General features: G+C 69.1%; 28 protein-coding genes. 12 read left to right on the top strand and 16 right to left on the bottom strand.

The annotated features are described in order from the left end of the window. Nucleotides 1-86: 86 nt before the first annotated feature. The 3 genes from metX (at nucleotide 87) to PK606_RS05760 (ending at nucleotide 3,256) form a co-directional block, all read left to right on the top strand. Entirely contained in the window at nucleotides 87-1,229 is a 1,143-nt protein-coding gene (metX, locus tag PK606_RS05770; protein WP_324561633.1) for a homoserine O-succinyltransferase MetX, read from the top strand. Further along, a complete protein-coding gene (gene metW / locus PK606_RS05765) occupies nucleotides 1,226-1,810 on the top strand; it encodes a methionine biosynthesis protein MetW (protein ID WP_324561631.1) in 585 nt (194 codons plus the stop codon). The genes metX and metW overlap by 4 nt, the downstream gene beginning before the upstream one ends. An 84-nt stretch (nucleotides 1,811-1,894) precedes the next feature. After that, nucleotides 1,895-3,256, top strand: coding sequence for an amidase (locus PK606_RS05760; RefSeq protein ID WP_324561629.1), 1,362 nt, complete (start codon nucleotides 1,895-1,897; stop codon nucleotides 3,254-3,256). Here the strand turns inward: PK606_RS05760 and PK606_RS05755 are convergent, their stop codons facing one another. Then, a complete protein-coding gene (locus tag PK606_RS05755) occupies nucleotides 3,257-3,961 on the bottom strand; it encodes a transglutaminase-like domain-containing protein (protein ID WP_324561627.1) in 705 nt (234 codons plus the stop codon). A gap of 401 nt (nucleotides 3,962-4,362) precedes the next feature. Between PK606_RS05755 and PK606_RS05750 the strand changes: the two genes are divergently transcribed. From PK606_RS05750 to PK606_RS05740, 3 genes are all read left to right on the top strand, one after another. Continuing rightward, on the top strand, nucleotides 4,363-5,523 hold the full coding sequence (locus PK606_RS05750; protein WP_324561625.1) for a DUF4382 domain-containing protein: 1,161 nt from the start codon (nucleotides 4,363-4,365) through the stop codon (nucleotides 5,521-5,523). A 12-nt stretch (nucleotides 5,524-5,535) separates the two neighbouring features. After that, nucleotides 5,536-6,165, top strand: a complete 630-nt coding sequence (locus PK606_RS05745; protein ID WP_324561623.1) for a hypothetical protein — start codon at nucleotides 5,536-5,538, stop codon at nucleotides 6,163-6,165. 116 nt (nucleotides 6,166-6,281) lie between these two features. Continuing rightward, nucleotides 6,282-6,893 carry a DUF1439 domain-containing protein gene (locus tag PK606_RS05740; RefSeq protein ID WP_324561621.1) on the top strand — a complete coding sequence of 204 codons (612 nt, stop codon included), beginning with the start codon at nucleotides 6,282-6,284 and terminating at the stop codon, nucleotides 6,891-6,893. A 54-nt stretch (nucleotides 6,894-6,947) separates the two neighbouring features. Here PK606_RS05740 and PK606_RS05735 read toward each other — a convergent pair whose 3' ends face one another. Both PK606_RS05735 and PK606_RS05730 read right to left on the bottom strand, forming a co-directional pair. Next, nucleotides 6,948-8,147, bottom strand: a complete 1,200-nt coding sequence (locus PK606_RS05735) for an ABC transporter substrate-binding protein (protein WP_324561619.1) — start codon at nucleotides 8,145-8,147, stop codon at nucleotides 6,948-6,950. Between the two features lie 134 nt (nucleotides 8,148-8,281). Next, nucleotides 8,282-9,832: an AMP-binding protein gene (locus PK606_RS05730; protein WP_324561617.1), complete on the bottom strand. Its 1,551-nt coding sequence runs from the start codon at nucleotides 9,830-9,832 to the stop codon at nucleotides 8,282-8,284. A gap of 133 nt (nucleotides 9,833-9,965) precedes the next feature. Here PK606_RS05730 and PK606_RS05725 point away from each other — a divergent pair, with 133 nt between their 5' ends. Further along, nucleotides 9,966-10,730, top strand: a complete 765-nt coding sequence (locus PK606_RS05725; protein WP_324561615.1) for an alpha/beta fold hydrolase — start codon at nucleotides 9,966-9,968, stop codon at nucleotides 10,728-10,730. A gap of 40 nt (nucleotides 10,731-10,770) precedes the next feature. Here PK606_RS05725 and PK606_RS05720 read toward each other — a convergent pair whose 3' ends face one another. After that, nucleotides 10,771-11,475: a glutathione S-transferase N-terminal domain-containing protein gene (locus tag PK606_RS05720; protein ID WP_324561613.1), complete on the bottom strand. Its 705-nt coding sequence runs from the start codon at nucleotides 11,473-11,475 to the stop codon at nucleotides 10,771-10,773. Between the two features lie 114 nt (nucleotides 11,476-11,589). On the opposite strand from PK606_RS05720, the gene PK606_RS05715 reads away from it, so the two are divergent. Further along, nucleotides 11,590-13,065, top strand: a complete 1,476-nt coding sequence (locus PK606_RS05715) for a M20/M25/M40 family metallo-hydrolase (protein ID WP_324561611.1) — start codon at nucleotides 11,590-11,592, stop codon at nucleotides 13,063-13,065. Between the two features lie 33 nt (nucleotides 13,066-13,098). Further along, nucleotides 13,099-13,968, top strand: coding sequence for an alpha/beta hydrolase (locus tag PK606_RS05710; protein ID WP_324561609.1), 870 nt, complete (start codon nucleotides 13,099-13,101; stop codon nucleotides 13,966-13,968). Between the two features lie 21 nt (nucleotides 13,969-13,989). Here PK606_RS05710 and PK606_RS05705 read toward each other — a convergent pair whose 3' ends face one another. Then, a complete protein-coding gene (locus tag PK606_RS05705) occupies nucleotides 13,990-15,165 on the bottom strand; it encodes an MFS transporter (RefSeq protein ID WP_324561606.1) in 1,176 nt (391 codons plus the stop codon). A 174-nt stretch (nucleotides 15,166-15,339) separates the two neighbouring features. Between PK606_RS05705 and fdxA the strand changes: the two genes are divergently transcribed. After that, the gene (gene fdxA, locus PK606_RS05700; RefSeq protein ID WP_324561604.1) at nucleotides 15,340-15,663 is read left to right on the top strand and encodes a ferredoxin FdxA; all 324 of its coding nucleotides are present in this window, start codon (nucleotides 15,340-15,342) and stop codon (nucleotides 15,661-15,663) included. Nucleotides 15,664-15,726: 63 nt separating this feature from the next. After that, nucleotides 15,727-16,002 carry a DUF2249 domain-containing protein gene (locus tag PK606_RS05695; protein ID WP_324561602.1) on the top strand — a complete coding sequence of 92 codons (276 nt, stop codon included), beginning with the start codon at nucleotides 15,727-15,729 and terminating at the stop codon, nucleotides 16,000-16,002. 134 nt (nucleotides 16,003-16,136) lie between these two features. Here the strand turns inward: PK606_RS05695 and PK606_RS05690 are convergent, their stop codons facing one another. The 11 genes from PK606_RS05690 to hpaR all read right to left on the bottom strand — a co-directional run bounded on the left by PK606_RS05690 (nucleotide 16,137) and on the right by hpaR (nucleotide 25,236). After that, the gene (locus PK606_RS05690; protein WP_324561600.1) at nucleotides 16,137-16,859 is read right to left on the bottom strand and encodes a 16S rRNA (uracil(1498)-N(3))-methyltransferase; all 723 of its coding nucleotides are present in this window, start codon (nucleotides 16,857-16,859) and stop codon (nucleotides 16,137-16,139) included. Nucleotides 16,860-16,912: 53 nt separating this feature from the next. After that, a complete protein-coding gene (locus PK606_RS05685) occupies nucleotides 16,913-17,893 on the bottom strand; it encodes a 2-dehydropantoate 2-reductase (RefSeq protein ID WP_324561598.1) in 981 nt (326 codons plus the stop codon). A 34-nt stretch (nucleotides 17,894-17,927) separates the two neighbouring features. Further along, a complete protein-coding gene (locus tag PK606_RS05680; protein WP_324561597.1) occupies nucleotides 17,928-18,668 on the bottom strand; it encodes a class II aldolase/adducin family protein in 741 nt (246 codons plus the stop codon). Nucleotides 18,669-18,684: 16 nt separating this feature from the next. Beyond that, nucleotides 18,685-19,512, bottom strand: coding sequence for an aldolase/citrate lyase family protein (locus PK606_RS05675; protein WP_324561595.1), 828 nt, complete (start codon nucleotides 19,510-19,512; stop codon nucleotides 18,685-18,687). A gap of 25 nt (nucleotides 19,513-19,537) precedes the next feature. Continuing rightward, a complete protein-coding gene (hpaH, locus tag PK606_RS05670) occupies nucleotides 19,538-20,353 on the bottom strand; it encodes a 2-oxo-hept-4-ene-1,7-dioate hydratase (RefSeq protein ID WP_324561593.1) in 816 nt (271 codons plus the stop codon). A gap of 7 nt (nucleotides 20,354-20,360) precedes the next feature. Continuing rightward, nucleotides 20,361-20,819, bottom strand: coding sequence for a 5-carboxymethyl-2-hydroxymuconate isomerase (locus PK606_RS05665; protein WP_324561591.1), 459 nt, complete (start codon nucleotides 20,817-20,819; stop codon nucleotides 20,361-20,363). Between the two features lie 4 nt (nucleotides 20,820-20,823). Beyond that, a complete protein-coding gene (gene hpaD / locus PK606_RS05660) occupies nucleotides 20,824-21,747 on the bottom strand; it encodes a 3,4-dihydroxyphenylacetate 2,3-dioxygenase (RefSeq protein ID WP_324561589.1) in 924 nt (307 codons plus the stop codon). Nucleotides 21,748-21,777: 30 nt separating this feature from the next. Continuing rightward, nucleotides 21,778-23,247, bottom strand: coding sequence for a 5-carboxymethyl-2-hydroxymuconate semialdehyde dehydrogenase (gene hpaE, locus PK606_RS05655; RefSeq protein WP_324561587.1), 1,470 nt, complete (start codon nucleotides 23,245-23,247; stop codon nucleotides 21,778-21,780). Nucleotides 23,248-23,327: 80 nt separating this feature from the next. Continuing rightward, entirely contained in the window at nucleotides 23,328-24,101 is a 774-nt protein-coding gene (locus tag PK606_RS05650) for a fumarylacetoacetate hydrolase family protein (protein WP_324561585.1), read from the bottom strand. Further along, nucleotides 24,098-24,760, bottom strand: a complete 663-nt coding sequence (locus tag PK606_RS05645) for a fumarylacetoacetate hydrolase family protein (RefSeq protein WP_324561583.1) — start codon at nucleotides 24,758-24,760, stop codon at nucleotides 24,098-24,100. Before PK606_RS05645 ends, PK606_RS05650 begins: the two co-directional genes overlap by 4 nt. Beyond that, nucleotides 24,757-25,236 (bottom strand): homoprotocatechuate degradation operon regulator HpaR, encoded by a 480-nt coding sequence (gene hpaR / locus PK606_RS05640; RefSeq protein ID WP_324561581.1) that lies wholly within the window; start codon nucleotides 25,234-25,236, stop codon nucleotides 24,757-24,759. The genes PK606_RS05645 and hpaR overlap by 4 nt, the downstream gene beginning before the upstream one ends. Nucleotides 25,237-25,349: 113 nt before the next feature. Between hpaR and PK606_RS05635 the strand changes: the two genes are divergently transcribed. After that, the gene (locus PK606_RS05635; RefSeq protein ID WP_324561579.1) at nucleotides 25,350-26,480 is read left to right on the top strand and encodes an NAD(P)H-dependent flavin oxidoreductase; all 1,131 of its coding nucleotides are present in this window, start codon (nucleotides 25,350-25,352) and stop codon (nucleotides 26,478-26,480) included. The last annotated feature ends 3 nt before the right edge of the window (nucleotides 26,481-26,483 follow it).

Raw genomic sequence — 26,483 nt, 5'->3', positions numbered from 1 at the left:
GCTTGCGGGCGCTTAACAAATACCGCTAAATTCGAGCCCTGCACACAACCCGGTTTCGATTTTGGCGAACCGGGTTTTTTGTTGTCATGTCGCTCCTCGTCACGCCGCAGACCATGCACTTCGAGGCGCCGCTGCCACTGGCGAGCGGCGCCTCGATCCGCGGCTACGACCTCGTCTATGAAACCTATGGCCAGCTCAATGCCGCGCGCGACAACGCGGTGCTGATCTGCCACGCGCTCAACGCCTCACACCATGTCGCCGGCGTCTACGAAGGCCAGGCCAGGAGCGAGGGCTGGTGGGACAACATGATCGGCCCCGGCAAGCCGGTCGACACCAACCGCTTCTTCGTCATCGGCGTCAACAACCCCGGCTCCTGCTTCGGCTCCACCGGGCCGATGCACGTCAACCCCGACACCGGGCGCGTCTACGGCGCCGACTTCCCGGTCGTCACCGTCGAGGACTGGGTCGACGCGCAGGCACGTCTGCTCGACGCGCTGGGCATCGAGCAACTCGCCGCCGTCATGGGCGGCAGCCTGGGCGGCATGCAGGCGCTGTCCTGGACGCTGCAATACCCCGAGCGCGTGCGTCATGCCGTGGTGGTCGCCAGCGCGCCCAACCTGACGGCCGAGAACATCGCGTTCAACGAGGTGGCGCGGCGCGCCATCATCAGCGATCCGGACTTCCACGACGGCCACTTCTACGTCCACGGCGTGCTGCCGAAGCGCGGCCTGCGCATCGCCCGCATGATCGGCCACATCACGTATCTCTCCGACGACGTGATGAACGAGAAGTTCGGCCGCGAACTGCGCGAGGCGGTGGCTGGCAACGGCAGCGGCTACAAGTTCAGCACCCAGGACATCGAGTTCCAGATCGAGAGCTACCTGCGCTACCAGGGCGACAAGTTCAGCGAGTACTTCGACGCCAACACCTACCTGCTGATCACCCGCGCGCTCGACTACTTCGACCCCGCGCGCGCCTTCGGCGGCGACCTGACGCAGGCGCTGGCAGGCACCCGCGCCAGGTTCCTGCTGGTGAGCTTTTCCACCGACTGGCGCTTCGCGCCGGCGCGCTCGCGCGAAATCGTCAAGGCATTGCTCGAAAACCGCCGCGACGTCAGCTATGCCGAGATCGACGCACCCCACGGTCACGACGCCTTCCTGCTCGACGACCCGCGCTACATGGGCGTGGTTCGCTCCTATTTCGAGAGTTTTTCGGGAGCGATGATATGAGCGACCAGCCAACCCAGCACACCATCGCCCAGCTGGTGCCGGAAGGCTCGCACGTGCTCGATCTGGGCTGCGGCGACGGCGCCCTGCTGGAGCATCTGATGCGCCAGCGTCGCTGCACCGGCTACGGCATCGAGATCGACGACGCCAACGTGCTGACCTGCGTGCGGCGCGGCGTCAACGTGCTGCAGCTCAACCTGCATGAAGGCCTGAAGGCGTTCCAGGACCAGAGTTTCGACGTCGTGCTGCAGATCGACACGCTGCAGCACCTGCGCAATGCCGAAGTCATGCTGCGCGAGACCGCGCGCGTCGGCCGCATCGGCATCGTCGCCTTCCCCAACTTCGCGCACTGGCCGAACCGCCTGAGCGTGGTGCGCGGCCGCATGCCGGTGACGCGGCGCCTGCCCTACCAGTGGTACGACACGCCCAACATCCGCGTCGGCACCTTCAAGGATTTCGAGGTGCTGGCAAGGAAGAACGGGCTCAAGCTGCTCGATGCCTTCGGCCTGGAAGACGGCCGGGTCGTGCGCTGGCTGCCGAACGCACGCGCCAGCACGGCGGTGTTCAAGCTGCAGCGCGCCTGATACAGCAGCCGATCGGCGCAAGCCGTGCGGCATCGGCGGCGGCGCTAACATGGGCCGGTCACAACCGCAACGTCACCGCCCGCCGTGTACCCCACCATCGAATCCCTGGCCACCGACCTGGCCGCCGGCCGCAGCAGCTCGCAGCAACTGACCGAGGCCGCACTGGCACGCGCCGAGGACCCGGCCGGCGAAGGCGCACGCGTGTTCACGCGCATCGATCACGAGCAGGCGCTCGCCATGGCACGCGCCAGCGACGCGCTCCGCGCCGCCGGCATCGTGCGCTCGCCGCTGGAGGGTCTGCCGGTGTCGATCAAGGACTTGATTGACGTCGCCGGCCAGGTCACCACGGCCGGCTCGGTGGTGCTGAAGCATGCCGCGCCGGCGCAGCGCAACGCACCCGTGGTCGACCGCCTGATCGCCGCCGGCGCGGTGCTCGTCGGCCGCAGCAACATGACCGAGTTCGCGTTCTCGGGACTCGGCCTGAATCCGCATTACGGCACGCCGAAGAACCCGTGGGATCGCACCACCGGCCGCATCCCCGGCGGCTCGTCCAGCGGTGCGGCGGTGTCGGTGACCGACGGCATGGCGGTGGTCGGCATCGGCTCGGACACCGGCGGCTCGGTGCGCATCCCATCGGCGCTGTGCGGGCTGACGGGCTTCAAGCCGACCCAGCGGCGCGTGCCCACCGAAGGCACGCTGCCGCTGTCGACCACGCTCGACTCGATCGGCCCGCTGGCGGCCAGCGTGCGCTGCTGCGCCATCGTCGATGCCGTACTGGCGGGCGAGCCGCCGGTGGCGCCGGCGCCACGCGAGCTGCGCGGCGCACGCCTGGCCCTACCCGAAACCGTGGTGCTCAGCGACATGGACGCCACCGTCGCCGCCGCATTCGCACGCGCCTGCGCCACGCTGCAAGATGCGGGCGCCAGCATCGAGCACATCGCGCTGCCCGAGTTCGCCGAGTTGGGCCGGCTGCACGCGCGCGGCACGCTGGCCGGCGCGGAGGCCTGGGCCTGGCATCGCCAGCTGCTCAACACGCGCGGCAGCGAGTACGACCCGCGCGTCGGCCTGCGCATGCGCGGCGGTGAGCAGATGAGCGCAGCCGACTACATCGACCTGCTGGACGCGCGCCGGCGCTGGATCGCCGCGGTCGAGGCGCGCGTCGCCGGCTTCGATGCGCTGATCCTGCCCACCGTGCCGGTGGTGGCGCCGCCGATCACCGAGTTGCAGGCCAGCGACGAGGCCTACTTCGCCGCCAACGGCCTGATCCTGCGCAACCCGACGCTGATCAATTTCCTGGATGGCTGCGCGCTGTCGCTGCCCTGCCATGCGCCGGGCACGGCACCGGTCGGCCTGATGCTGGCCGCGCCCGGCGGCCACGACCGCGCGCTGCTGGCGCTGGGCGAGGGCGTGGAAGGCGCGCTGCGGTCGGCCGGCAGCAACGGCTGATCAGCGCTCGGCGTCGGCCTCGGTCTCGCGCGCCACGTCGGCCAGGAAGTCGGCCTGCGCCAGGCCGCTGTGCAGCTGCTTCTCGGGGATCCAGCGCGGGTAGTGGAAGTGGAAGTCCTCGACGATGCTGGCCAGCGGCAGGTCGTCGAAGCTGCCACGCTGGTTGACGTACTCCATGTGCCGGTTGCCGGACTTGTCGAACGGGTGGTAGATCGAATCGTGCACGCCGTCGAAGTCGAGCGGCAGCAGGCCGAACTTCTCGCACAGGCTCAGGTTGAAGGCCGGTGTCGCCTTGCGCCAGGCGCCGTCCAGCCACAACTCGGTATAGCCGTGCCAGCGGTACAGGTCGGTCTGCAGCACCTCGCGCATGCGTGCGGTCGACAGGTGGTTGCGCACATCGGCGAAGCCGAGCCGCGCCGGCAGGCCGACGGCGCGCGCGCAGGCGGCCAGCAGCGTCGCCTTGGGCACGCACCAGCCGTAGCCCAGCTCGATCACCGTGCTGGCGCGCATGCCGTAGGGCGACAGGTCGATGCGGTAGGGGTCGTAACGGAACGCATCGCGCACCGCGTGTGTCAATGCCACCGCACGCTCGCGCTCATCGGCGCCGCGCGCGTGCTCGCGCGCGAACGCCTGCACGGCCGGGTGCTCACTGTCGATGGCCTCGGTGGGCGCGAGGTGCGCCGGGGTCGGTTGATCGTCGTTCATGCCCGCAACGGTACCAAAAAAACGCAGTGGGCCACGCAGATCGGGCAGCAGGCTTGCGCCAGATCAGGGAAACCGGGGGCTGGCCGAGCAGCGACAGCACCCTTGGTGGCAGCTGGCGCGGCGCCGGGCTGGCCGTCGGCTGGCGGTAGGACGAAGGGAATCCGGGCCTTCCCGCTTACGATCGCCCGCGCCACCAACGGTGCCGTGACATTTGCTGACAGACCTTGCAATGCCACCTGCTGGAATGGGCTCGCGTCCTACGCGGCCCTGGACGCCGGCTGCCTATCGTGACCACGCTTGACCGTTGCGGCGCCTGCCGCACGGATCCGCAATGTGTGCAGCCACCGGCTTCAAGAGTCAACCGGGCGGGCACACCAACCATTGAGCGAAAGGCACGCATCATGAAGAAGTTGTTTCATTCCACCCCATTCAAGGCCGTGATCGGCGCCACCGCGCTGGCGGCACTGGCCGCCTGCGGCGGCGGTGACGACAGCGGCGGGCAGGGCACGCTGCGCCTGGCGATGACCGATGCACCGGCCTGCGGCTTCGACGCCGTCAATGTCACGGTCGAGCGTGTGCGCGTGCACCAGAGCAGCACCGCCGCACCCGAAGCGGACGGCTGGTCCGACCTGGTGCTCGATCCGCCGCAGCGCCTGAACCTGCTCGATCTGACCAACGGCGTGCTGGCCGAGCTGGGGCAATGGCCGCTCGACGCCGGCAGCTACCAGCAGCTGCGCCTGGTACTGGGCGCCAGTGACGACCGCACGCCGCTGGCCAACTCGGTGCGGCCCAGCGGCGGTACCGAGGTGGCGCTGAAGACGCCCAGCGGCCAGCAGAGCGGCGTCAAGATGAACGCCAACATCGACATCGCGGCCAACCAGATGACCGATTTCGTGCTCGACTTCGATGCCTGCAAGTCGGTCGTCAGTGCCGGCGCCTCGGAGCAGTATCTGCTCAAGCCGGTGGTACAAGTGATTCCGCGCCTGATCTCGGGTGTCGGTGGCCACGTCGATGCAGCGCTGTTCGACGCCGGCGCGGTGATCAGCCTGCAACAGAACGGCGCCGTGATCCGCTCCACCGTGCCTGATGCGACCGGTCGCTTCCTGCTGCAACCGGCGCCAAGCGGCAGCTATTCGGTCGTCTTCACCGCGCCCGCGCGCACCACCATGGTGATCAACAACGTGCCGGTGGTGACCGACCAGGTCACGACCATCAGCACGCCGATCACGATGCAAGCGTCGCCGGTGGTCACCGTGCAGGGCACTGCGCCCATCAACACGCTGGTGCGGGCACTGCAGCCCTTGACCAGCGGTCCGACGATCGAAGTTGCCGGCCGCTATGTGGACGGCACGACCGGCACCTATGACTTCACGCTGCCGACCAACGCACCGCTGGTCGCAGCCTACGTCGCGCCGCCGGCCGCGTTGAACTTCACGCCCGATGTGGCCGCCGCCGGCCGCTACAGTGTGCGTGCCAGCCTGGACGGGCACGCCGACAAGGCGACCGAACTCCTGACACTGGCCGCCGGCAGCAGCGTGCAAGCAAACTTCACCTTCCCCTGAACAGGAGATCCCATGAGCCTGAACCGCCCACTCCATTCACGCCTGACCCATCTGCTGCTGGCTGCAGCCATCGCGGCGCTGGGCGCCGGCAATGCGCTGGCTGAAAAGCCCGAATGGGCCGGCGGCGGCAAGGGCAATCAGCAGCGTGCCGCGCAGTCCGGCCAGAAGCAGCAGGCCGACGAGCGCCGCGGCCCGCGTGCGGATCGTCAGCGTACGGAGCAGCGCCAGTTGCGCGGCGACGAGCGCGGTCCGCGCGCCCAGCGCGAGCGTGACCGACGCGAGGCCCGCGGTGACCGCCGGGCACCGGTGGTCAGCATCACGCCCGGCAGCTACTTCAACGACGGCCAGCGCCGCTACGTGCACCAGTGGTACGGCGAGCAGTACCGCGCCGGCCGCTGCCCGCCGGGGCTGGCCAAGAAGAACAACGGCTGCCTGCCGCCGGGCCAGGCCAAGAAATGGTCGGTCGGCCACGTGCTGCCGGCCGGCGTGGTGTACTACCCGGTGCCGCAGTCGGTCGTGGTGCAGCTCGGCGTGCCGCCGGCGGGCTACCAGTACGTGCGCGTGGCCAACGACATCCTGCTGCTGGCGATCGGCTCGCGCATGGTGGTGGACGCCATCACCGACCTGGGCCGCATGTTCTGAGGCGACCCCATGGCAGCAGCGGCAGCCGCGCTTGTCGCGAGCAGGTTTGCCGTCTGCTGCTAATCTCTGCTCGCCGCTGCAGCCACTGCCGTGGCCAGTCTGCAACCGAGCCTCTCATGTCCGCCAGCACCGTTTCTGTCCCGATCACCCGCCGCCGCTGCCAGGCATTGGCGGCGGGCGCCGTGCTGGGCAGCCTGATCCCCAGCCTGAGCGCCTGCGCCACCGGCACCGGGATCGACGGGGTGCGCACGCAGCTGCTGTCGCGCCAGCGCCTGAACGAGCTGCTGGCGCGCCAGTTCCCGTACACGCGCAGCTTCGGCGGGCTGGTCGACCTGAGCCTGCAGTCACCGCGCCTGAGCCTGCTGCCGGCCAGCAACCGGCTGGCGACCGCGTTCGACCTGGTGGTGACCGAACGCATCGCGCGCAGCCGCTTCACCGGCGGCATGGATCTGGACTACGGCCTGCGCTTCGACGCGCGGGAAGGCGCGATCCGCATGGCCGACGCGCGCGTGAACCAGCTGCGCATCGACCAGGTGCCGCGCGCGCAGCAGCCGCTGGTGTCGCAGTACGCGCCGCGCATCGCCGAGCAGCTGCTGGCGGATCTGGTGATCTACCGCTTTCCACCCGAGCAGCTCGAACTGGCACGCAACCTCGGCCTCACGGTCGGCGCGCTGCAGGTGACGCGCGAAGGGCTGCGCGTCGAGATGTTGCCGCAGGCGCTACGCTGACCATCCCCAACGGTGCGCGCCGCGCAGGCGCGCATCGCCAGCGGACCGCTGGCCTCAGGCCAGCTTGCAGCCGGCGCCCGAATCCGACAGCGCCTTGGCCGCCACGCCCAACACCTTGTTCTCGCCTTTATCCACCACGCGCAGATAGAAGTCCTGCACCGGGTTGTGGGCCTTGCTCATGGTCCATTTGCCGCGCGGGCTGTCGATCACCGCGCCTTCCATCGCCTTGTACAGCGCCGGCTTGGCGCCCAGGTCGCCGTTCACCGCCTTGGCGCCGGCGATCAGCAGCAGGCCGGCGTCGTAGCCCTGCACCGAATACACGTCGGGTTGCGACTTGAAGGCCTTGGCGTAGTCGAGCCGGAACTGCTGGTTGCGCGGCGTCGCCAGCGAGTCGCTGTAGTGCATCGCCGTCATGATGCCGTCGGCCGCCGCACCAGCCGCCTCCAGCACACCCTCGGTCAGGAAACCCGAACCCCACAGCGGAATCTTGCCCTTCAGGCCGGCGGCCGCGTAATCGGTGATGAACTTGCCGGCGCCGGCACCGGCGAACATGGTCGCCACGGCGTCGGGTTTCAGCGAGGCGATCTCGGTCAGCAGCGCCTGGAACTCGACGTTCGGAAACGGCAGCCACAGGTCCTTGACGATGCTGCCGCCGGCCTGGGTGAAGCTGTCCCGGAAGCCCTCGAAGGCCTCCTCGCCGGCAGCGTACTTCCAGCTGATCCAGACCGCCTTCTTCAGGCCCTTGTCGACCATCGGCCTGCCCAGCGCCAGCGTCGGCTGCGAATTGGAGAACGAGGTGCGGAACACGTTGGGTGCGCACAGCGCGCGCGTGGCGGCGTGCACGCCGGCATTGGGGATCAGGCACAGCACGCCGGATTCGCGCGCCACCTTGTGGATGCCCATCTGCACGCCCGAATGCACGGTGCCGACGATGACGTCAACCTTGTCGCGCTGCACCAGTTTGCTGGCGTTCTCGACCCCCTTGGACGGCTCGGACTCGTCGTCAAGCTTGACGATCTCGACCTCGCGCCCGCCCAGCTTGCCACCCTGCTCCTGCAGCGCCAGGCGGAACCCGGCCTCGATGGCGTTGCCGATCTGCGCGAAAGTGCCGGTGTAGGGCAGCATCAGGCCGATCTTGATCTTGCTGCCCTGGGCACGCGCCAGCGGCGGCAGCGCCAGGCTCGAAGCACCCAGGACGGCGGCGCCGCGCGTGAGCAGCAGGCGGCGCGAAAACGAACGGGACGGTGCAGTCATCACGGCGCGAATCCTTCCAGATGGTTTAGGTCTAAACAAATTGGGGAAGCGATGATGACGGGTCAACGATGCGCCGGGAACTGGGGTTGACGCTGATCGGGTTTCTCCCAACTCGACCAGTCGCTGCGGAGGTGTCAGATCTTCTTGCGATCCTGCCAGAAGGGCTCCTTCAGCAGCGTCTTCTGGATCTTGCCGATCGGCGTCTTGGGAAAGCCGTCGACGAACTTCACCAGGCGTGGGCGCTTCAGCCGCGCCAGCTTGGCCTCGCACTGCGCCACCACCTGGTCTTCGGTCAGCGCGGCGCCGGGCTTGAGCTGGATGTAGGCCGCCGGCACCTCGCCGAACTTGTCGTCGGGAATGCCGAACACCGCCACCTCGGCCACAGCCTCGAGGCCGTAGATGGCGTCCTCGATCTCCTTCGGGTAGACGTTCTCCCCGCCCGAGATCAGCATGTCCTTGGCGCGGTCGATCAAGGTGATGCAACCGTCGGCATCGATCGTCGCCACGTCACCCGACAGCCCCCAGCCGCCGCCCAGCTTGAAGAAGGCCGCCGTCTGCTCGGGCTCGCCGTAGTAGCCGAGCATCACGTTGTCGCCGCGCGTGGCGACCTCGCCGATCTCGCCGACCTCGACCGGCGTGCCGTCCGGCCGCAGCACCGCCAGGTCGACGTTGAAGGGCTGACGCCCGACGCTGCCCAGCTTGGCCGGCAGCAGCTGCGGCGGCAGCGCGGCGATCACGCCCATCTCCGACTGGCCGTAGATCTGCGTCAGCTTCAGCTGCAGCAGCCTGGCCATCAGCTCGGTCTGTACCCAGTCGGGCATCGGCGCGCCGGCGAACGACAGCTTGGTCCAGCTCTGCAGGCGCGCCGGATCGAAGTCCGGGTGCGTGACCAGCGTGTTGGCCTGCGTCGGCACCATGAAGCCGGCCGTGATGGCTTCCTGCTCCACCGCGTCCATGAAGGCGGTGGGCGACCAGGGCGTGATGAACACGCTGGTGGCTCCGATCAGCACCGCCGGCTGGAACATGATGTTGAGCGCCGCCACGTGGAACAGCGGCGTCACGATGGCCACCACATCCTCGGGCACCAGGCGCTCCTCGACCACCACCGTGTGCGCCGTCACCTCGCGCGCCCGGTGGCTGGCCAGCACGCCTTTCGGATGCCCGGTGGTGCCGCCGGTGTAGGTCATGCAGAACGGGTCGCGCTCGCTGAGATCGACCGCCGGCGGGTGCGTCGGCTGCCCGGCGATGAAGGCGCCGAAGCCGATGGCATCCGGTGCACCCTCGGCGCCGATCACGATCACCTGGCGGATGCCGGGACAGTGCGCGCGCACGTGCGCCAGCCGGTCGCTGAACTGGCTGTCCACGATCAGCAACTCGGTGTCGCTCTTGTTGAGCACCCAGGCCAGTTCGTCGGCGGCGTACAGGATCGAGACGTTGTTCAGCACCAGGCCGGTGCGCGCGACGCCGAAGAACACCACGCCGTATTCCGGCAGGTTGCGCGACAGCATCGACACCTTGGTGCCCTTGGCCAGCCCCAGCGCCAGCAGCGCGTGGGCCAGGCGGTTGGCCTGCTGGTCGAGTTCGAGAAAGCTCAGCGCCGAGCGCCGGCCGGGTCCGCGGTAGATGATGGCCGGCTTGTCGGGAAAGCGCGTGGCGCTGCGGCGCAGCATGTCTCCGGTCAGCATGGGGTCCTTGTACGGATCAGACGAGGAAACGGATCATCCTCGCAATCCATGCCCATCGCATCAGTGCAAACGCCGGGAATTCGTATCATGTATGGCAGATTCTTGTTCCGCCATCACGACCAGGAGACACACCATGCCCAACACGCATCTTCTCATCGGCAACGGCCCGCACAAGGTGATCGGCCTGCACGGCTGGTTCGGCCACGCCAAGGGCTGGGGGCCGTTCGCCCAGCACCTCAACGGCCAGGATTTCAGCTACGCCCTCATGGACCAGCGCGGCTACGGCGGCATGCGCGGCTCAGGCGGGCCGTACACCGTCGAGCAGATCGCCCAGGACGCGCTGGCGCTGGCAGACCACCTGGGCTGGCAACGCTTTTCGCTGATCGGTCACTCGATGGGCGGCGTCAGCATCCAGCAGGTACTGGTGGCGGCGCCGGAGCGCGTGCGCTCGCTGGTGGCGCTGACGCCGGTGTCGGCCGCCGGCGTGGCCTTCGACGAGGCCGGCTGGCAGCTGTTCAGCGCCGCCGGCAGCGACGGCCAGGCACGCCGCAACATCCTCGACTTCACGACCGGCAACCGCCTGACCGGCACCTGGCTCGACGCCATGGTCGCCAGCACCAAGACCAACTCCGACGACGAGGCGGTGGCCGGCTACATGCCGTCCTGGGCCAAGACCAGCTTCGTCGACCAGGTGAAGGACAAGAAGCTGCCGGTGCTGGTGCTGCCGGGCGAACACGACGCCGCGCTGGGCGAGCAGGCCTGCCGCGACACCTGGCTGCAGCACTACCCGCATGCGCAGCTGGAGGTGGTGCGCAACGCCGGCCACTACCCGATGGACGAGACCCCGGTGATCCTGGCGACGATGGTCGAGAAGTTCCTGGCCGGCGTGCCGGGCTGAACGCCGCTCGCTACTGTTTCGGGCCCCGGTGCTCCAAGCATCAGGGCGCTGCCGGAATCGCCAGCCCGCGCTGCACCGCCGGCCGTGCCACGAAAGCGTCCAGCACCCGCTGCACCTCCTTGAAGCGCCCGAACTGAACCAGATCGCCGGCTGCGTAGAAGCCCACCAGGTTGCGCACCCAGGGGAAGACGGCGATGTCAGCGATGCTGTAGTCGTCGCCCATGATCCAGGCGCGGCCTTTCAGGTGGCCATCCAGCACGCCGAGCAGGCGCCCGCTCTCGGCCACGTAGCGATTGCGCGGGCGCTTGTCCTCGTAGTCCTTGCCGGCGAACTTGTGGAAGAAGCCGACCTGGCCGAACATCGGCCCGACGCCGCCCATCTGCCACATCAGCCATTGCAGCGTCTGGTAGCGCGCAGCCGGATCCTGCGGCAGCAACTGGCCGGTCTTCTCGGCCAGGTAGATCAGGATGGCGCCCGATTCCCACAGGGCCAGCGGTTTGCCGCCCGGGCCGTTCGGGTCGATCAGCGCCGGGATCTTGTTGTTGGGGTTGAGGCTGAGGAACTCCGGCGACATCTGGTCCTGCGTGTCGAAGCTGACGCGGTGCGCCTCGTAGGGCAGGCCAGTCTCCTCCAGCATGATCGATGCCTTGACGCCGTTGGGCGTGGTCAGTGAATACAGTTGCAGCCGCTCGGGATGCGCGGGCGGCCACTTGCGGGTGATGGGGAAGTCGAGCAGGGTAGTCATGCCGCACACTCTACCCTGTGCCGCCGACCACCATGCAAGCCGGCGCGCATGGCGACAGGGGAGCAAAGGGCGTAAAGTGCCTGGATCGATCACTCCCACCCGAGCACCCGACCCATGAACGCACCGCTTCACAAGGAACTGCCTGCAGGCAGCACGCTGGACGTCGGCCAGGCATTGCAGCAGATCGGCGCCCAGTGGGACGGCGACATCCTGCACCGGCTGAGCGACTACATCGCCATCCCCGCCAAGTCGCTCGCCTTCGACCCCGACTGGGCGGCGCACGGCTTCATCGACCGCGTGGTGCGCGATGCCGCCGAATGGGTCGAGTCGCAGAAGGTGGCGGGCCTGAAGCTGGAAGTGGTGCGCATCGACGGACGCACGCCGGTGATCTTCTTCGAGATCGAGGGCACCAAGGCCAGTAGTGCACAAACAGTCCTGATGTACGGTCACCTCGACAAGCAGCCCGAGTTCACCGGCTGGCGCAATGACCTGGGGCCGTGGACGCCCAAGTACGAGGACGGCAGGCTCTACGGCCGCGGCGGCGCCGACGACGGCTACGCAGTGTACGCCGCCATCGCCGCGGTGCAGGCATTGAAGGCCCAGAACGTGCCGCACCCGCGCATCGTCGGCCTGATCGAAACCAGCGAGGAAAGCGGCTCGCCCGACCTGCTGCCCTACATCGACGCCCTGCGTCCACGCCTGGGCGACGTCGGTCTGGTGGTGTGCCTGGACTCCGGAGCCGGCAACTACGACCAGCTCTGGCTGACCACCAGCCTGCGCGGCATGGCGGCCGGCACCCTGCGCGTCGAGGTGCTGACCGAGGGCGTGCACTCGGGCGACGCCTCGGGCCTGGTGCCCAGCAGTTTCCGGATCCTGCGCCAGGTGCTGGACCGGCTGGAAGACAGCGCCACCGGCCGCCTGCTGCCAGCCAGCTTCCATTGCGAGATCCCGGCCGAGCGCATCGAACAGGCACGGGCCACCGCGGCGATCCTGGGCGATGACCTGTTCAAGCGCTATCCGTGGGTGCACTACGACTGCGGCGGCGAATCGCGCAGCGTGCTGCCGATGACGGGCGACCCGGTCGACGCCCTGCTGGCGCGCACCTGGCGCCCGACACTCAGCGTGACCGGCGCGGAAGGCCTGCCGCCGCTGCAGGACGCCGGCAACGTGCTGCGCCCCGCCACCGCCTTCAGGCTCAGCCTGCGCCTGCCGCCGCTGGTCGATGCCGTCACGGCGGTGCAGGAGGTCAAGCGCCTGCTGGAGGACAACGCGCCGTATCAGGCGAAAGTGACCTTCGACAGCCACGGCGGCGCCAGCGGCTGGAACGCGCCCGAATCGGCACCCTGGTTCGCGCAGGCGCTGGACGCCGCCTCGATGGCGCACTTCGGCGCGCCCTGCGGCTACATCGGCCAGGGCGGCACGATTCCGCTGATGAATCAGCTCAGCCAGGGCTTCCCGCGCTCGCAGATGATGGTCTGCGGCGTGCTCGGCCCGCGCAGCAACGCGCACGGGCCGAACGAGTTCCTGCACGTGCCCTACGCCAAGCGCCTGACGGCGGCCGTGGCCGAGGTGATTGCGCGGATGCCATGAGGCTGGAAGCAGTCAACTGCCCTTTCTAGCTTGATGCCAGCACCAATCTGGTCCGAGCTGCCAGGCGCGCGCGGCCAGACGCTGGCCGTCTGCGACTGGCCGATCGCGGCAGGCGAAACGGCGTGCGGCACCGTGCTGCTGGTGCACGGTCTGGGCGAACACATCGGCCGCTACCAGCATGTCGCCGAACAGCTGAACGCCTGGGGTTTCGCGGTGTGCGGCTACGACCAGCACGGCCATGGCCGTTCGGCCGGCGCACGCGGCAGCCTGCTGGCCGACGACCAGTTGCCGGCCGACCTGGCGGCCGTCATCGACGAGACTCGCGCGCGCATGGGCCACGGCCAGCCGCTGATCCTGCTCGGCCATTCGATGGGCGGGTTGGTGGCAGCGCGGCTGGTGGCGCTGGCTTGGCGGCAGGTGGATAGTCTGGTGCTGTCTTCACCGGCGCTCGACGCCGGCATGACGCCGCTGCAGCAGGCGCTGGTGCGACTGCTGGTCCGCATCGCGCCCACGCTGCGCCTGGGCAATGGACTGGATGCGCGCCATCTCTCGCACGACGCCGCCGTGGTTGCCGCCTACCAAGCCGATGCACTGGTGCACGACCGCATCAGCGCCCGGCTGGCGCGCTTCTTCAGCACCGCTGGGCCGGACGTGATCGCCGCCGCGCCGCACTGGTCGGTGCCGACGCTGTTGCTGTATGCCGGCGACGATCGGTTGGTGAACCCGGGCGGCAGCGCTGCATTCGCGCAGGCCGCGCCGGCCGCCGTGGTGACGGCGCACCGGTTTGCCTCGCACTGGCACGAACTGTTCAACGAAATCGACAGGGCCGAGGTGTTCGGGGTTCTGCACGACTGGTTGCTGGCGCGCCATCCGCCCGGTGCGCCGGACCGCCCGGCCGGCTGAACCGATCCGCGCCGTCGGCAGTCAGGCCAGCGCCGCTTCGCGCCGCTGCCGCAGACCAAGCCAGGCCAGCGCCGCGCCGACCAGCATCAGCACCGGTAGCGAACCGAGGTTGAGCCAGGTCCAGCCCTGCGTCGTCACCAGCGCACCGGAGGCGAACGAAGTCACCGCCATGGTGGCGAAGACACAGAAATTGATCGCCGCCTGCGCGCGGTCCTTCTCTTCCGGCCGGTAGGCGGTTAGCGCCAGCGTGGTGCTGCCGGTGAACAGGAAGTTCCAGCCCACGCCGAGCGCGAACAGCGCGATCAGGAACTGGTGCAGGTCGACCCCCGACAGCGCAATCACCACGCACAGCAGGTTCAGCGCCACGCCCGTGCCCATGATCGTCAGCACGCCGAAGCGCCTGATCAGGTGGCCGGTGAAGAAGCCCGGGGCGAACATGCCGATCACGTGCCACTGCAGCACCAGTGCGGTGGCATCGAAGTCGAAGCCGCACACCTGCATCGCCAGCGGCGTGGCGGCCATCAGCAGGTTCATCACGCCGTAGCCGAGCGCCGCGCCGACGGTGGCGACCAGAAACACCGGCTGGCGCATGATCTCGCCGATCGGCCGGCCGGCCGCCGCGCCGCTGGCCTTGGGCGGCGCGGGCGGGAATTCGATCAGCGCCATCACCGCCATGCCCAGCACCGCCACCACCGCCAGCGCCAGGTAGGCGCCGACGAAGGGCGTGGGCAGCAGCGCACGCGTCCAGGCCGCCAGGTTGGGGCCGATGATGGCGCCCAGCAGCCCGCCCGCCAGCACCAGCGACACCGCCTTCTCGCGCCAGTCGGGCGCCGTCAGCTCGGCCGCGGCGAAGCGGTACAACTGGCCGTTGGCGTTGTAGTAGCCGGCGATCACGGTCGCCAGCACCAGCACCCAGAAATGCTGCGCCGACGCTGCCCAGGCCGCCAGCAGCGCCGAACCCAGCGCCACCGCCAGGCCGATCTGGAACGAGGCGCGGCGCCCGTAGCGCGCCTGCGTGCGCGCCACCAGCGGCGCCGCCAGCGCGCCGCCGACCACGTAGCCCATCACCGGCAGCGTCGCCATCCAGCCGAACGGCGCCAGCTGCAGGCCCACCAGCCCGTTGATGGCGATGAAGGTGACGTTGTTGATCAGGAACAGGCCCTGGGCCAGGGTCAGCAGCAGCAGATGACGGTTCATGGACGGCACTTCGACAAGAGCGCTGGATTGTCGCCGAGCCGCACCACACGTGCAGCACGCAGCCCGGGGCGCATGCCAGGGACGGCGACAAGGATTTACGTTGCGCGGCCCCACGAGGCAACGTACATTAAAGTAGTATTTTGAATGCATCTTTAAGCTGTCTGCCGTACCACCATGACCTTTGTCGTCACCGAAGCCTGCATCCGCTGCAAATACACGGATTGCGTCGACGTGTGCCCGACCGACGCCTTCCGCGAAGGCCCGAACTTCCTCGCCATCGATCCCGACGACTGCATCGACTGCGCCGTCTGCGTGCCCGAATGCCCGGTCGCCGCAATCTATGCCGAGGAGGACGTGCCCAAGGATCAGCTCGACTTCATCCCGCTCAACGCCGAACTGGCGAGCCAGTGGAAGCCCATCACGCGCAGCAAGCCGGCGCTGCCGGACGCCGAGGAATGGGCTCAGGTCGACGACAAGCGCGGCGAGCTGAAGCGCTGACGCAGCTGCCCGCCGACGGCTTTTTCACCCCTTTCATCCACCGCACCAAGGAGAACCTGCCTCATGGCCCTGACCCAGCAAAACCTGCAGCCGCACGACCATTCGACGCCGGAAGCCATCTACGGCTTCGACGCCCGCGGCGTGGCCAAGCGCTTCCGCCATTCGGCGATCTTCGGCGCGCTGGACGCGCTGCACCCCGGCGAGGTGATGCGCTTCGTCAACGACCATGACCCGCTGCCGCTGCTGGCGCAGATGCAGGCGCGTTATGGCGACGGCATCCGCATCGAGTACCGCCAGCGCGCGCCCGAAGGCGTGATGATCGACTTCATCCGGCAATAAGGCGGTGGGCCGAGCGGCCTGCCTGTTCGGATATCGGCCCGTGCCCCATGGCCGCGGACCCCAACCAAGGCCGCTACCTACACACCTAGCATCGGCGCCGGCCTGGCGCCGGTAGTGGAGTTGCCGTCGACACGCTAGCTCGACAGCAAGGCCAGTGCCGCCAGCGGCGCGGTCTCGGCGCGCAGCACACGCGTGCCCAGACTGACGGGCAGCCAGCCGGCTGCGCGCGCAGCAGCCTCTTCCTGCGGGCTGAGGCCACCTTCCGGCCCCGACAGCAGGCACACGCCCGCATCGCCCACCCGTGCCGCCATCGCGTCGCGCAGCGGCGTGGCGTCCCCATCCAGCGACAGCAGCGCGCGCCACGCGGCAGCCGGTTCGCCCTGCGCGAGCAAGTCGGCCAAGTGGCGCTGCTCGCGCACCTGCAGCACACGATTGCGGCCGCACTGCTCGCTCGCCGCCACCGCGACCGCCTGCCAGTGAGCGCGCTTCTTCGCCGCGCGCTCACCGGACAGACGCAGGCTGCTGCGTGCCAGCAGCAGCGGCGTCAGGCTGACAGCGCCCAGTTCTGTCGCCTTCTCGACCAGCCAGTCCATGCGCTCGGCCGCCATCAGCCCCACGGCCAGATGCACCGCACACGCCGCCTCGCGCTCGATGGCCTGGTGCGCCTCGACCCACACCTCGACCTCGCTGCGCGCCATGCGCTCGATCACCGCCGACCATTCGCCGCCTTCGCCGTTGAACAGGGTGATAGCTTCGCCCGGCTGCAACCGCAGCACCTGCACATGGCGCGCCGCGCCGGGCGGCAGCGCGAGACGCAGGTCGGGGGACAGCGGCAGCGGAACGTGGAAGCGGGGCATGGCGACGTGGCGTGAGCGGATGGCCGATGCTACGCTGCACCCGTTCGCGCCGGCTACGGATACAGCCCGCGCACCCGCGCGTGCAGTCGACTCAAGCCCAGCAACGCATCGGTGAACGGCGTCGGCACCTGGGTCAGCTGACCCAGTTCGCGCACCGAGGCGACCAGCGCATCGAGTTCGACCGGCTTGCCGGCCTCCACGTCCTGCAGCATCGATGGGCGCATCGCCCCCAGCTTGCGCGTGACGGCGTGGCGGTCTTCGGGCTGCTCGGCGATCGGGATGCCGATGCGGGCGCCTATCTCTTTCGCTTCCAGCATCACCCGGCTGATGAAGTCACGCACCAGCCCATCGTCCAGCACGCGGTCGGAACTGGCACCGGTCATGGCGCAGACCGGGTTCACCGTCATGTTGCCCCACAGTTTGTACCAGACGTCCTTCTGGATCTGCGGCGACGGCGTGACGTCGAAGCCGGCCTGGGCGAGCAGGTCGGCCAGCGCGCGCAGGCGCGGCGTCTCGCCGCCGGCCGGTTCGCCGACGATCAAGCCGCGGCCCATGCGATGACGGATGATGCCCGGCGCATCGACCGAGCAGCTGGCGTGCACCACGCAGCCGATCACCTGCTGTGCGGGAATGGCCTGCGCGATGACGCCGCCCGGATCGACGGACTCGAGGTTGCGCCCCGTCACCGGGCCGCCAAAGCCCTGCAGGAACCACCAGGGCACGCCGTTCATGGCCGTGAGCACGATGGTGCCCGGGCCGATCAGCGGCCCGATGCGCCGCGCCACCTCGGCCATGCCCGGCGCCTTGACCGCGACGATGACCAGATCCTGCACGCCCAGCGCGGCCGGGTCGTCGCTGGCGGTGACGGCGTGCACGGTTTCGGCCTCGCCTTCGCGCAGCCGCAGGCCGTGCTTGCGCAGCGCCGCCAGCGTGGCGCCGCGCGCCACCACGCCGACCTCGCAGCCGATGGCGGCCAGCCTGGCGCCCATCCAGCCGCCGATGGCACCGGCGCCGTAGATCGCGATCTTCTTCATGGGCCTGATCTCCATGCTGGTCTGGCGCAGTGCTTCAGTTCCTGTAGCTGTCGTCGATGCGATCGACCTGCCGCACCAGCGCGTTGAACACGTCCTGGCCGGCGCCATGGCGGGGGTCGAACTGCAGCGCATCACGCGTGCACTTGGCGGCAATCGCCTCGGGCACCGGCAGCGGTGCGCCCATGCTCTGCGTCGCCAGCTGGATCTCGCACGCGCGTTGCAGCGTCCACAGCACGGCAAAGGCCTGCGGCAGCGTCTTGCCCCAGCTCAGCAGGCCGTGGTTGCGCAGGATCACCGCCTGCCGGTTGCCGATCGAGCGCAGCACGCGCGGGCCTTCCTCGGCATGGATGGTGATGCCCTCGAAGTCGTGGTAGGCCACCATGTCGTGCAGCTGCGCGCTGTAGAAGTTGCTCTGCGACAGGCCCGACGCCAGCGAAGCCACGGCCACGCCAGCCGTGGTGTGCGTGTGCATCACGCAGTGCGCGCCGTTGATGGCGTGGATGGTGCTGTGCAGCACGTAGCCTGCGGGGTTGATGGGGTGCGGCGACCCGTCGAGGATGTCGCCCGCCAGGTTCACCTTGACCAGGTTGCTGGCGGTGACCTCGGTGTAGTGCAGGCCGAACGGGTTGATCAGGAAGTGCTTGTCGCCGCCACTCACGCTGGCGGGCAGGCGCAGCGTGATGTGGTTGTAGATCATCTCGGTCCAGCCGAGCAGCGCGAAGACGCGGTAGCAGGCGGCAAGCTGGATGCGGGCGGCGCGTTCGTCGGCGTGCATGGTGCGCTCCTTGGTGTCAGTAGACGCTGCCGGCGGGCGGCGTCGCGACCGGCGCCTGGCCCGTGAAGCTGGCTGCCAGCGCGCTGGTGCCGCGTGCCAGCACGGTCATGTCGAGGCCGACGGCGACGAAGGTGGCGCCCAGCGCCAGGTAGCGGCGCGCCAGCGCCTCGTCGGGCGACAGGTGGCCGGCCGCCTTGCCGGTGGCGACGATGCGGCGGATGGCATCCGCCATGGCCGCCTGCATGTCGGGATGCGACGGGTTGCCCAGGTGCCCCATCGACGCCGACAGGTCAGCCGGGCCGATGAAGATGCCGTCGACGCCATCGACCGCGGCGATGGCCTCGATGTTGGCCAGCGCCGTGGGCGTCTCGGCCTGCACCAGGATGCACAGGCGCTCGTTGGCTTCGTGCAGGTAGCGCGGGTAGCGGCCCCAGCGCGAGGCGCGCGCGCCGCCGATGCCGCGAATGCCACCCTGGCCCTGCGCGTCGGGGTAGCGCGCTGCGCGCACGATGGCCGCCGCCTGCTCGGGCGTGTCGACCATCGGCACCAGCAGGGTTTGCACGCCGAGGTCCAGCACCTGCTTGATCAGCATTTCGCCGACGCGGCCGTGGCCCATGGGAATGCGCACGATCGGGTGCGTGGACGGATAGCCGGCCACCACCTGCAGCTGCGCCAGCATGCTTTGCAGGTCGTTGGGCGCGTGCTCGCCGTCGATCAGCACCCAGTCGAAGCCGGCGCCGGCGCAGATCTCGGTCGTCACGTTGTTGGCCAGCGTCAGCCAGAAGCCGATCTGGGCGCGTTTTTCGGCCAGCGCCTGCTTGAACGGGTTGCGGGGTGTCTCCATGGGTGCCTGCCTTCGGATGTGCTTTTCACACGAACTTGAACGCCAGCTTGCCGAGCGGGCCGTAGTCGGCCTCGAACAGGTCGCCGACCTTGGCCGCCACCGGCCGCGTGAAGGAGCCGGCCAGCACGATCTGCCCGGCCTTGAGCGATTCGCCCCAGGGCGCCAGCTTGTTGGCCAGCCAGGCGATGCCGATGGCCGGGTCGCCCTGCACGCCGGCGGCCAGGCCCGTTTCTTCCACCGCGCCGTTCTGGCGCAGGATGGCGCCGACCCACGGCCGGTCGGTGGCGCGCGCATCGGCACGGCCGGCGCCGACCACGATGCCGGCGTTGGCGGCGTTGTCGCTGATGGTGTCGAACACCTTGCGCATCACCTTGGTGTGGCGGTCGAACTGCTCGATGCGCGAGTCGATGATCTCGATCGCGGGCGTGAGGTAGTCGGTGGCGGCCAGCACCTGCTCGACATCCACGTCGGGGCCTTGCAGATCGGACTTGAGGACGAAGGCCAGCTCGACCTCGACGCGCGGGGCGATGAAGCGGTTCGCGGGCAGCGCCAGCAGCTGGCCGGGCGTGGCGGTGAACAGCATGCTGTCAAGCAGGGTGCCGTAGTCGGGCTCGTCGATCTGGCTGGAGATCTGCATGGCGCGCGAGGTCAGGCCGATCTTGTGGCCGATCACCCGGCGCCCCTCGGCCAGCTGCCGCGCGACCCAGGCGCGGCTGATGCGGTAGCCGTCCTCGATCGTCATGCCGGGAAAGCGCTTGGAGAAATGCTCGACCTGCACGCGCGTGGTTTCGCTCTCGTGCAGTTCGTCGGCGAGCTGCCGGATCTGCGGGTCGGTCAACATGCTCGGGTCAGCTCGTCTTGAACAGGGGATGCAGCGTGCTGTGCTTGGCGTCGAACACCTCGGGGCCTTCGTCGACCTGGATCGTCAGGCCGATGTGGCGCGTCGCCATCACGGCGTCGAGCCGCGCACGGGTGACGGCCAGCAGCGCATCGCCGGCGCGCTGCTGCGTCGCCGCCGTGCGGCCGCGCGCCATGCGCAGGTTGAGGTACATGAAGCCGTATTCGCCCGGGTCGCCGGTCGACAGCCCGGTCTTGCCGGCGCCAGCCGCGCGCCCGGCCGCGCCGCCGTCGCCGACGGCGAAATGCGGCGCTGGGTAGGCCAGCACGCGCGTGCCGCCGGTGGGAAACACCTGCGCGCCGGCTTCGTCGCGCACGGCCAGCATGGCATCGGCGAGTTCGCGGCACAGCGCGGGCATCTCGACCACGTGGTCGAGGTTGCCGGTATAGAGGATGACGAGATGCGGCATGGTCTTACAGCCTTGGAAAAGCCCGGTAGCTGGTGGCGCGCGACGCCTCTGGCGGCGGCACGGCGCTGCCATCCTGCTTGGTCACCGGGAACACCGCATTCATCTGCCCCGTGCCCGAGGCGGCGAAGTACGGCGTGATCACCTCCACCTTGCCGTCGTAGGCCGACCAGCCCAGCGCGCCCAGCAGCATCGCCGTGTCGTGCATGAAGCCCTCGCCGTGGCCCTTGGCGGCGTACTCGGGCAGCATGGCGCAGAAATCCTGCCAGTCGCCGTTCTTCCACATCTCGATCACTTCATGGTCCAGCCGCTCGAGGAAGGGGCTCCAGATCTTGAACGCGAACTCGGGCGCCAGGCCGTTCTGGGCGAAGCGGTGCGACAGCGAGCCACTGGCCAGGAAGGCAACCTTGCCGTCGTAGTGCTGCTCGACCGCCTCGCGCATGGCCCAGCCCAGGCGTGCGCTGTCGTTCAGGTAGTGGCTGGTGCACATGGCCGAGACCGACACTACCTTGAAGTGCTGGTCGGCATTCATGTAGCGCATCGGCACCAGGGTGCCGTACTCGGGCGCCAGCGTGGTGGCATCGTGCGCCAGCGTTTCCACGCCCTGCTCACTGCAGGCCTGGGCCAGGATGCGGCCCAGCTCCGGGTTGCCCGGGAAGGCAAACGGCATGTTGCTGATGAAGTGCGGCAGTTCGTTGCTGGTGTAGGTGCCTTCCCAGCGTGGCGCGCAGTTGAGATGGTAGTTGGCGTTCACCAGCCAGTGCGTGTCGAACACCACGATGGTGTCCACGCCCAGTTCACGGCAGCGCCGGCCGATCTCGATGTGGCCGTCGATGGCGTCCTGGCGCGTGCCTTGGCGTTCGCCCGGCAGCTCGCTCAGGTACATGCTGGGCACGTGGGTGATCTTGGCGGCGAGTGCGAGTTGTCCCATGGTTTGTCTCCTCGGTTCCTTGTGGTTCGGTCATGCACCCCAGTGCGGGATGTGGTGGCTGCCCATGCTGACGGCGACGTTCTTCGGCTCCAGGAACACTTCGTAGCTCCAGGTGCCGCCTTCGCGCCCGGTGCCCGATGCTTTGGTGCCGCCGAAGGGCTGGCGCAGGTCGCGCACGTTCTGGCTGTTGACGAAGCACATGCCGGCCTCGATGGCGGCGGCCACGCGGTGCGCGCGGCCGATGTTCTCGCTCCACACGTAGCTCGACAGGCCATACTCGATGTCGTTGGCCTTGGCAATGGCGTCGGCCTCGTCCTTGAACGGGATCAGGCAGGCCACAGGACCGAAGATCTCTTCCTGCGCGATCTTCATGCGGTTGTCGACGTCGGCGAACACGGTCGGCCAGACGTAGTTGCCCTGGGCGACATGCGCCGGCAGTTCGGCCGCGTAGCTCGGGCGCTCGATGCCGCCGCACAGCATGGTGGCACCTTCCTTCGGGCCCAGTTCGATGTAGCTGCGCACCTTGGCGAGGTGGCCCTGGCTGATCATCGGGCCGATGATGGTCTTTTCGTCCTGTGGATCACCGACGGTGATCTTCTTCGCGCGCTCGGCGAATCTGGCCGCAAAATCGGCGTAGATGCCCTGCTGCACCAGGATGCGGCTGCCGGCGGTGCAGCGCTCGCCGTTGTTGCTGAAGATCATGAAGAGCGCGGCGTCGAGCGCGCGGTCTAGGTCGGCGTCGTCGAAGATCACGAACGGACTCTTGCCGCCCAGTTCCATGCTGAACTTCTTCAGCCCGGCGGTCTTGACGATGCGGTTGCCGGTGGCGGTGGAGCCGGTGAAGCTGATGGCGCGCACGTCGGGGTGCGCACACAGCGGCTCGCCCGTCTCCTTGCCGAAGCCGTGCACCACGTTCAGCACGCCGGCGGGAACACCGGCTTCCAGCGCCAGCTCGCCCAGGCGCGCGGCGGTCAGTGGCGACAGCTCGCTCATCTTCAGCACCGCCGTGTTGCCGAAGGCCAGGCACGGCGCCACCTTCCACGTCGCGGTCATGAAGGGCACGTTCCATGGGCTGATGAGCGCGCACACGCCGACCGGGTGGAACAGCGTGTAGTTCAGGTGCGTGGGCGTGGGGTAGGTGTGGCCGTCGACGCGCGTGCACATCTCGGCGAAGTAGTGGAAGTTGTCGGCCGCGCGCGGCACCAGCTGCTTGCCGGTCTGGCTGATGGTCTGGCCGGTGTCGTCGGTTTCGGTCTTCGCGATCTCCGGCACGTGCTTCGCGATCAGCTCACCCAGCGCGCGCATCTTCCGGGCGCGCTCGGTGGCAGGCAGGCCGGCCCAGGCCGGGAACGCAGCCTTGGCGGCGGCGACGGCGGCATGCACTTCGGCCGCACCGCCGGCTGCCACTTCGGCCAGCACCTGCTGGGTGGCGGGGTTCACCGTCTCGAAGTAATCGGTGCCGGGGACGGCCTTGCCGTCGATGAGATGATCAATTTTCATGGCGGTAGCTTTCGGATGGATACGAGGCGTGCTGAATACCGGACGCCGAGGACGCCAATCCGCTTCTTGAAGCGTTCATTTCAGTTTCCGACGATGGTGTTGCGCAGCGCACCGATACCCTCGACCTCGGTCACGACCACCGAGCCCACCGGGCAATCAACCACCCCGTCGGGCGTGCCGGTCAGGATCAGGTCGCCGGGGTACAGCGTCATGAAGCTGCTGAAGTACTCGATCAGCATCGGCACGTCGAACACCATGTCGGCCGTGGTGCCCTGCTGCGTCAGCTGGCCGTTCACCGTGGTGCGCAGCGCCAGCTTCATCGGGTCGGCGATGTCGGCCGCATCCACCAGCCAGGGCCCAATGGGCGTGCCCGTGTCGCGGTTCTTCACGCGCAGGTTGGGGCGGTACCAGTTCTCCAGGTAGTCGCGGATCGCGTAGTCGTTGGCCACGGTGTAGCCGCGCACGAAGTCGTAGGCGTCCTGCTGCTTCACATGCCTGGCCTCGCGGCCGATCACCACCACCAGCTCGCATTCGTAGTGCATGTTCTGCACTCCGGCCGGGCGCACGGTGAAGCCATCGTGGCCGATCAGCGAGCCGGCACCCTTGGCGAAGGCCAGCGGCTCCTCGGGCGGCTTGAAGGCCAGCTCTTTCGCATGGTCTGCGTAGTTGATGGCCAGCGCCAGCACGGTGCGCGGGCGGTGCGGCGGTGTGTCGACCAGCGGCGGCAGCCAGACGACTTCATCGAAGCTCAGCAGGCGACCCTTGAATGCCGGTGTCTGCAGCTCAAGCCGGCCGTCCTGCTCGATGGCGTGGTGCACGGCGCCGGCCCAGGCGATGCGGGCGTGCTTGCTCATGGCGTCTCCTCCACCAGCGTGTGCACCAGCGGCGCGAAACCGGGGGTGCTGATCTCGACGCGGTCCCCGGCCCTGGCGCGCGGGCGTGCGCCATCCAGCAGGCAGTCGGTGCCGAGCATCAGCACGTCGCCTGGCTGCAGCGTCTGGAACTCGCCGACATCGGCCAGCAGCGTGGCGGCGTCGCGCACCAGGGTGGCGCAATCGACGCGCTGCACCAGTTCGCCGTTCACGCGCAGTTCGAGCACCAGGTCGGCGACGTCGGCCAGCGGCATCGGCACGCAGGCCGCGCCGCAGACCAGGAAGCCGTCGCGATTGCGGTAACGGATCGCCGGGCGGTAGTAGCTGGCGTGCGGCAGGCTCAGGTCGTTGAGCAGCACACAGCCACGCACGCGCGGCCCGCGGCCCGCGTCCTCGTCGATGCCACCGCCGATGACCAGCCCGATGGTGGCGCCCAACTCAACCTCACCCGGCACCGCCACGGCAGCACCATCAGGTGCAAAGGTATTGGCGGTCTTGACGTACAGCACCGGCGCCTTCGGTGGCGCCTTGTACGGCGCCTCGCTCATCTTCGGCGTCCACAGCGTCCACTTGCGGCGGAAGTTCAGCAGCGTGCCATACACGGTGCCGGTCGGCAGCCAGCACGGGGCTGCGGCGCTCATGCGTCGGCCTCCGTCAAGCGCGCGGGCTGGACCCCATCATCGACAGCGCCGACATCTCCGTCCTCGGTCGGATGCAGCGCGATCAAGTCGTCCAGCAAGGCGTAGAGCTGCGCCAGCTTGGGCTGGCCCATGTGGGCTTCGAGTTCGAGGTACTGCCCCTCGATGGTGGCGCGCAGCAGGCCGGCGAGCGCCAGCCCTTCACCCGTGGCGCTGACCACGCTGCGGCGCGCGTCCTCCGGGCTTCTGGCGCGCTGCAGCAGGCCGGCGGCCTCCATGCGCCCCAGCATGCCGGTCAGGCTGGGGCCGAGCAGGTGCGCCTCGTGCGCCAGCCGGCCGGTCTCCAGGCCGTCCGCGTGCGCCGGTTCGGCCAGCACGCGCAGCACACGCCACTGCTGGTCGGACAACCCATGGGCGCGCAGCGTGGGGCGACGGTGCTGCATCACGGCCTCGCGTGCCTGGAGCAGCAACAGGGGCAAGTTGCGATGAACGAAAGCCTGATGCTTGATCATTTATTTAATGTATTAAATAAATGACTGGAATGCAAGCCCCTGTCGCGGATGCGCCGCGCGCGCTGCGCCAGAATCGGTCGATGAGCACGAGCACCTTGGCCGCACGATTGGGCACGCGCCTGCCCCTGATCCAGGCACCGATGGCAGGCGCGCAGGGCAGCGCACTGGCGCTGGCCGTCGGCGCTGCGGGCGGCCTGGGCTCGCTGCCGGCGGCGATGCTGACGCCGGCAGCGCTGCGCGCCGAGCTGCAGACGCTCCATGCCAGCGGCCTGCCCTGCAACGTCAACTTCTTCGCCCACCGGCCGCCCGAGCCGGACCCGGCGCGCGAGGCCGCCTGGCGACAAGCGCTGGCGCCGTACTACGCCGAGTACGGGCTGGATCAGGAAGCGATCCCGACCGGGCCGGGCCGCCGCCCCTTCGACGCCGAGGCCGCCGCGCTGCTGGCCGAGTTCAGGCCGCGCGTGGTGAGCTTTCACTTCGGCCTGCCGGCGCCGGAGCTGCTGGCGCTAATCAAGTCCTGGGGCGCGTTCGTGCTGTCGACCGCCACCACGGTGCGCGAGGCGCTGTGGCTCGAGGCGCACGGCGCCGACGCCATCATCGCCCAGGGCCTGGAAGCCGGCGGCCACCGCGGACATTTCCTGCCGCCGGGCCGCCCCACGGCAGGGACGATCCACCCAGGGGACAGCGAACCACGCGAACCGGGGCGGCAGGGGGGCTACGGCCCGAACATCGACCTGAGCGAGCAGCTGGGCATCTTCGCCCTGCTACCGCAGGTCGTGGCGGCCGTGCGCCTGCCGGTGATCGCCGCCGGCGGCATCGCCGACGCGGCCGGGGTGCGCGCCGCCATGGCGCTGGGCGCGGCCGGCGTGCAGATCGGCACCGCCTACCTGTGCAGCGACGAGGCGCTGACCCGCCCGCTGCACCGTGCCGCGCTGCAAAGCGAGGCCGCGCGCCATACCCAGCTCACCAACTGCTTCACCGGCGGCGTCGCACGCGGCATCGTCAACCGCGTGATGCGCGAACTGGGGCCGATCAGTGCCGCCGCGCCCGCGTTTCCGCTCGCCACCCACGCCATCGGCCCCTTGCGCGCCGCCGCCGAACAGGCCGGCAGCACCGACTTCACGCCACTGTGGAGTGGGCAGAACGCCAGCGGCTGCAAGAGCGCACCGGCGGCGCAGATCACGCGCGAACTGGCCGAGGGCCTGCGCTGAGGC

The sequence above is a fragment of the Ottowia sp. genome (assembly GCF_035444425.1).
Taxonomy (GTDB): domain Bacteria; phylum Pseudomonadota; class Gammaproteobacteria; order Burkholderiales; family Burkholderiaceae_C; genus Ottowia.
The sequence above is the reverse complement of the archived record's forward strand: the minus strand, read 5'-3'. Positions and strand labels throughout refer to the sequence as shown.

Coding starts and splice junctions, on each gene's coding strand:
- PK606_RS05690 (WP_324561600.1), bottom strand. CDS start 16,859: ATGCCCCGCTTCCACGTTCCGCTGCCGCTGTCCCCCGACCTGCGTCTC.
- hpaD (WP_324561589.1), bottom strand. CDS start 21,747: ATGGGACAACTCGCACTCGCCGCCAAGATCACCCACGTGCCCAGCATG.
- PK606_RS05675 (WP_324561595.1), bottom strand. CDS start 19,512: ATGGAGACACCCCGCAACCCGTTCAAGCAGGCGCTGGCCGAAAAACGC.
- hpaH (WP_324561593.1), bottom strand. CDS start 20,353: ATGTTGACCGACCCGCAGATCCGGCAGCTCGCCGACGAACTGCACGAG.
- PK606_RS05665 (WP_324561591.1), bottom strand. CDS start 20,819: ATGCCGCATCTCGTCATCCTCTATACCGGCAACCTCGACCACGTGGTC.
- PK606_RS05755 (WP_324561627.1), bottom strand. CDS start 3,961: ATGAACGACGATCAACCGACCCCGGCGCACCTCGCGCCCACCGAGGCC.
- PK606_RS05730 (WP_324561617.1), bottom strand. CDS start 9,832: ATGCTGACCGGAGACATGCTGCGCCGCAGCGCCACGCGCTTTCCCGAC.
- PK606_RS05710 (WP_324561609.1), top strand. CDS start 13,099: ATGCCAGCACCAATCTGGTCCGAGCTGCCAGGCGCGCGCGGCCAGACG.
- PK606_RS05725 (WP_324561615.1), top strand. CDS start 9,966: ATGCCCAACACGCATCTTCTCATCGGCAACGGCCCGCACAAGGTGATC.
- PK606_RS05635 (WP_324561579.1), top strand. CDS start 25,350: ATGAGCACGAGCACCTTGGCCGCACGATTGGGCACGCGCCTGCCCCTG.
- hpaE (WP_324561587.1), bottom strand. CDS start 23,247: ATGAAAATTGATCATCTCATCGACGGCAAGGCCGTCCCCGGCACCGAT.
- PK606_RS05680 (WP_324561597.1), bottom strand. CDS start 18,668: ATGCACGCCGACGAACGCGCCGCCCGCATCCAGCTTGCCGCCTGCTAC.
- PK606_RS05705 (WP_324561606.1), bottom strand. CDS start 15,165: ATGAACCGTCATCTGCTGCTGCTGACCCTGGCCCAGGGCCTGTTCCTG.
- metX (WP_324561633.1), top strand. CDS start 87: ATGTCGCTCCTCGTCACGCCGCAGACCATGCACTTCGAGGCGCCGCTG.
- PK606_RS05715 (WP_324561611.1), top strand. CDS start 11,590: ATGAACGCACCGCTTCACAAGGAACTGCCTGCAGGCAGCACGCTGGAC.
- PK606_RS05740 (WP_324561621.1), top strand. CDS start 6,282: ATGTCCGCCAGCACCGTTTCTGTCCCGATCACCCGCCGCCGCTGCCAG.
- PK606_RS05645 (WP_324561583.1), bottom strand. CDS start 24,760: ATGAGCGCCGCAGCCCCGTGCTGGCTGCCGACCGGCACCGTGTATGGC.
- PK606_RS05695 (WP_324561602.1), top strand. CDS start 15,727: ATGGCCCTGACCCAGCAAAACCTGCAGCCGCACGACCATTCGACGCCG.
- PK606_RS05750 (WP_324561625.1), top strand. CDS start 4,363: ATGAAGAAGTTGTTTCATTCCACCCCATTCAAGGCCGTGATCGGCGCC.
- PK606_RS05720 (WP_324561613.1), bottom strand. CDS start 11,475: ATGACTACCCTGCTCGACTTCCCCATCACCCGCAAGTGGCCGCCCGCG.
- PK606_RS05650 (WP_324561585.1), bottom strand. CDS start 24,101: ATGAGCAAGCACGCCCGCATCGCCTGGGCCGGCGCCGTGCACCACGCC.
- PK606_RS05685 (WP_324561598.1), bottom strand. CDS start 17,893: ATGAAGAAGATCGCGATCTACGGCGCCGGTGCCATCGGCGGCTGGATG.
- PK606_RS05735 (WP_324561619.1), bottom strand. CDS start 8,147: ATGACTGCACCGTCCCGTTCGTTTTCGCGCCGCCTGCTGCTCACGCGC.
- metW (WP_324561631.1), top strand. CDS start 1,226: ATGAGCGACCAGCCAACCCAGCACACCATCGCCCAGCTGGTGCCGGAA.
- PK606_RS05745 (WP_324561623.1), top strand. CDS start 5,536: ATGAGCCTGAACCGCCCACTCCATTCACGCCTGACCCATCTGCTGCTG.
- fdxA (WP_324561604.1), top strand. CDS start 15,340: ATGACCTTTGTCGTCACCGAAGCCTGCATCCGCTGCAAATACACGGAT.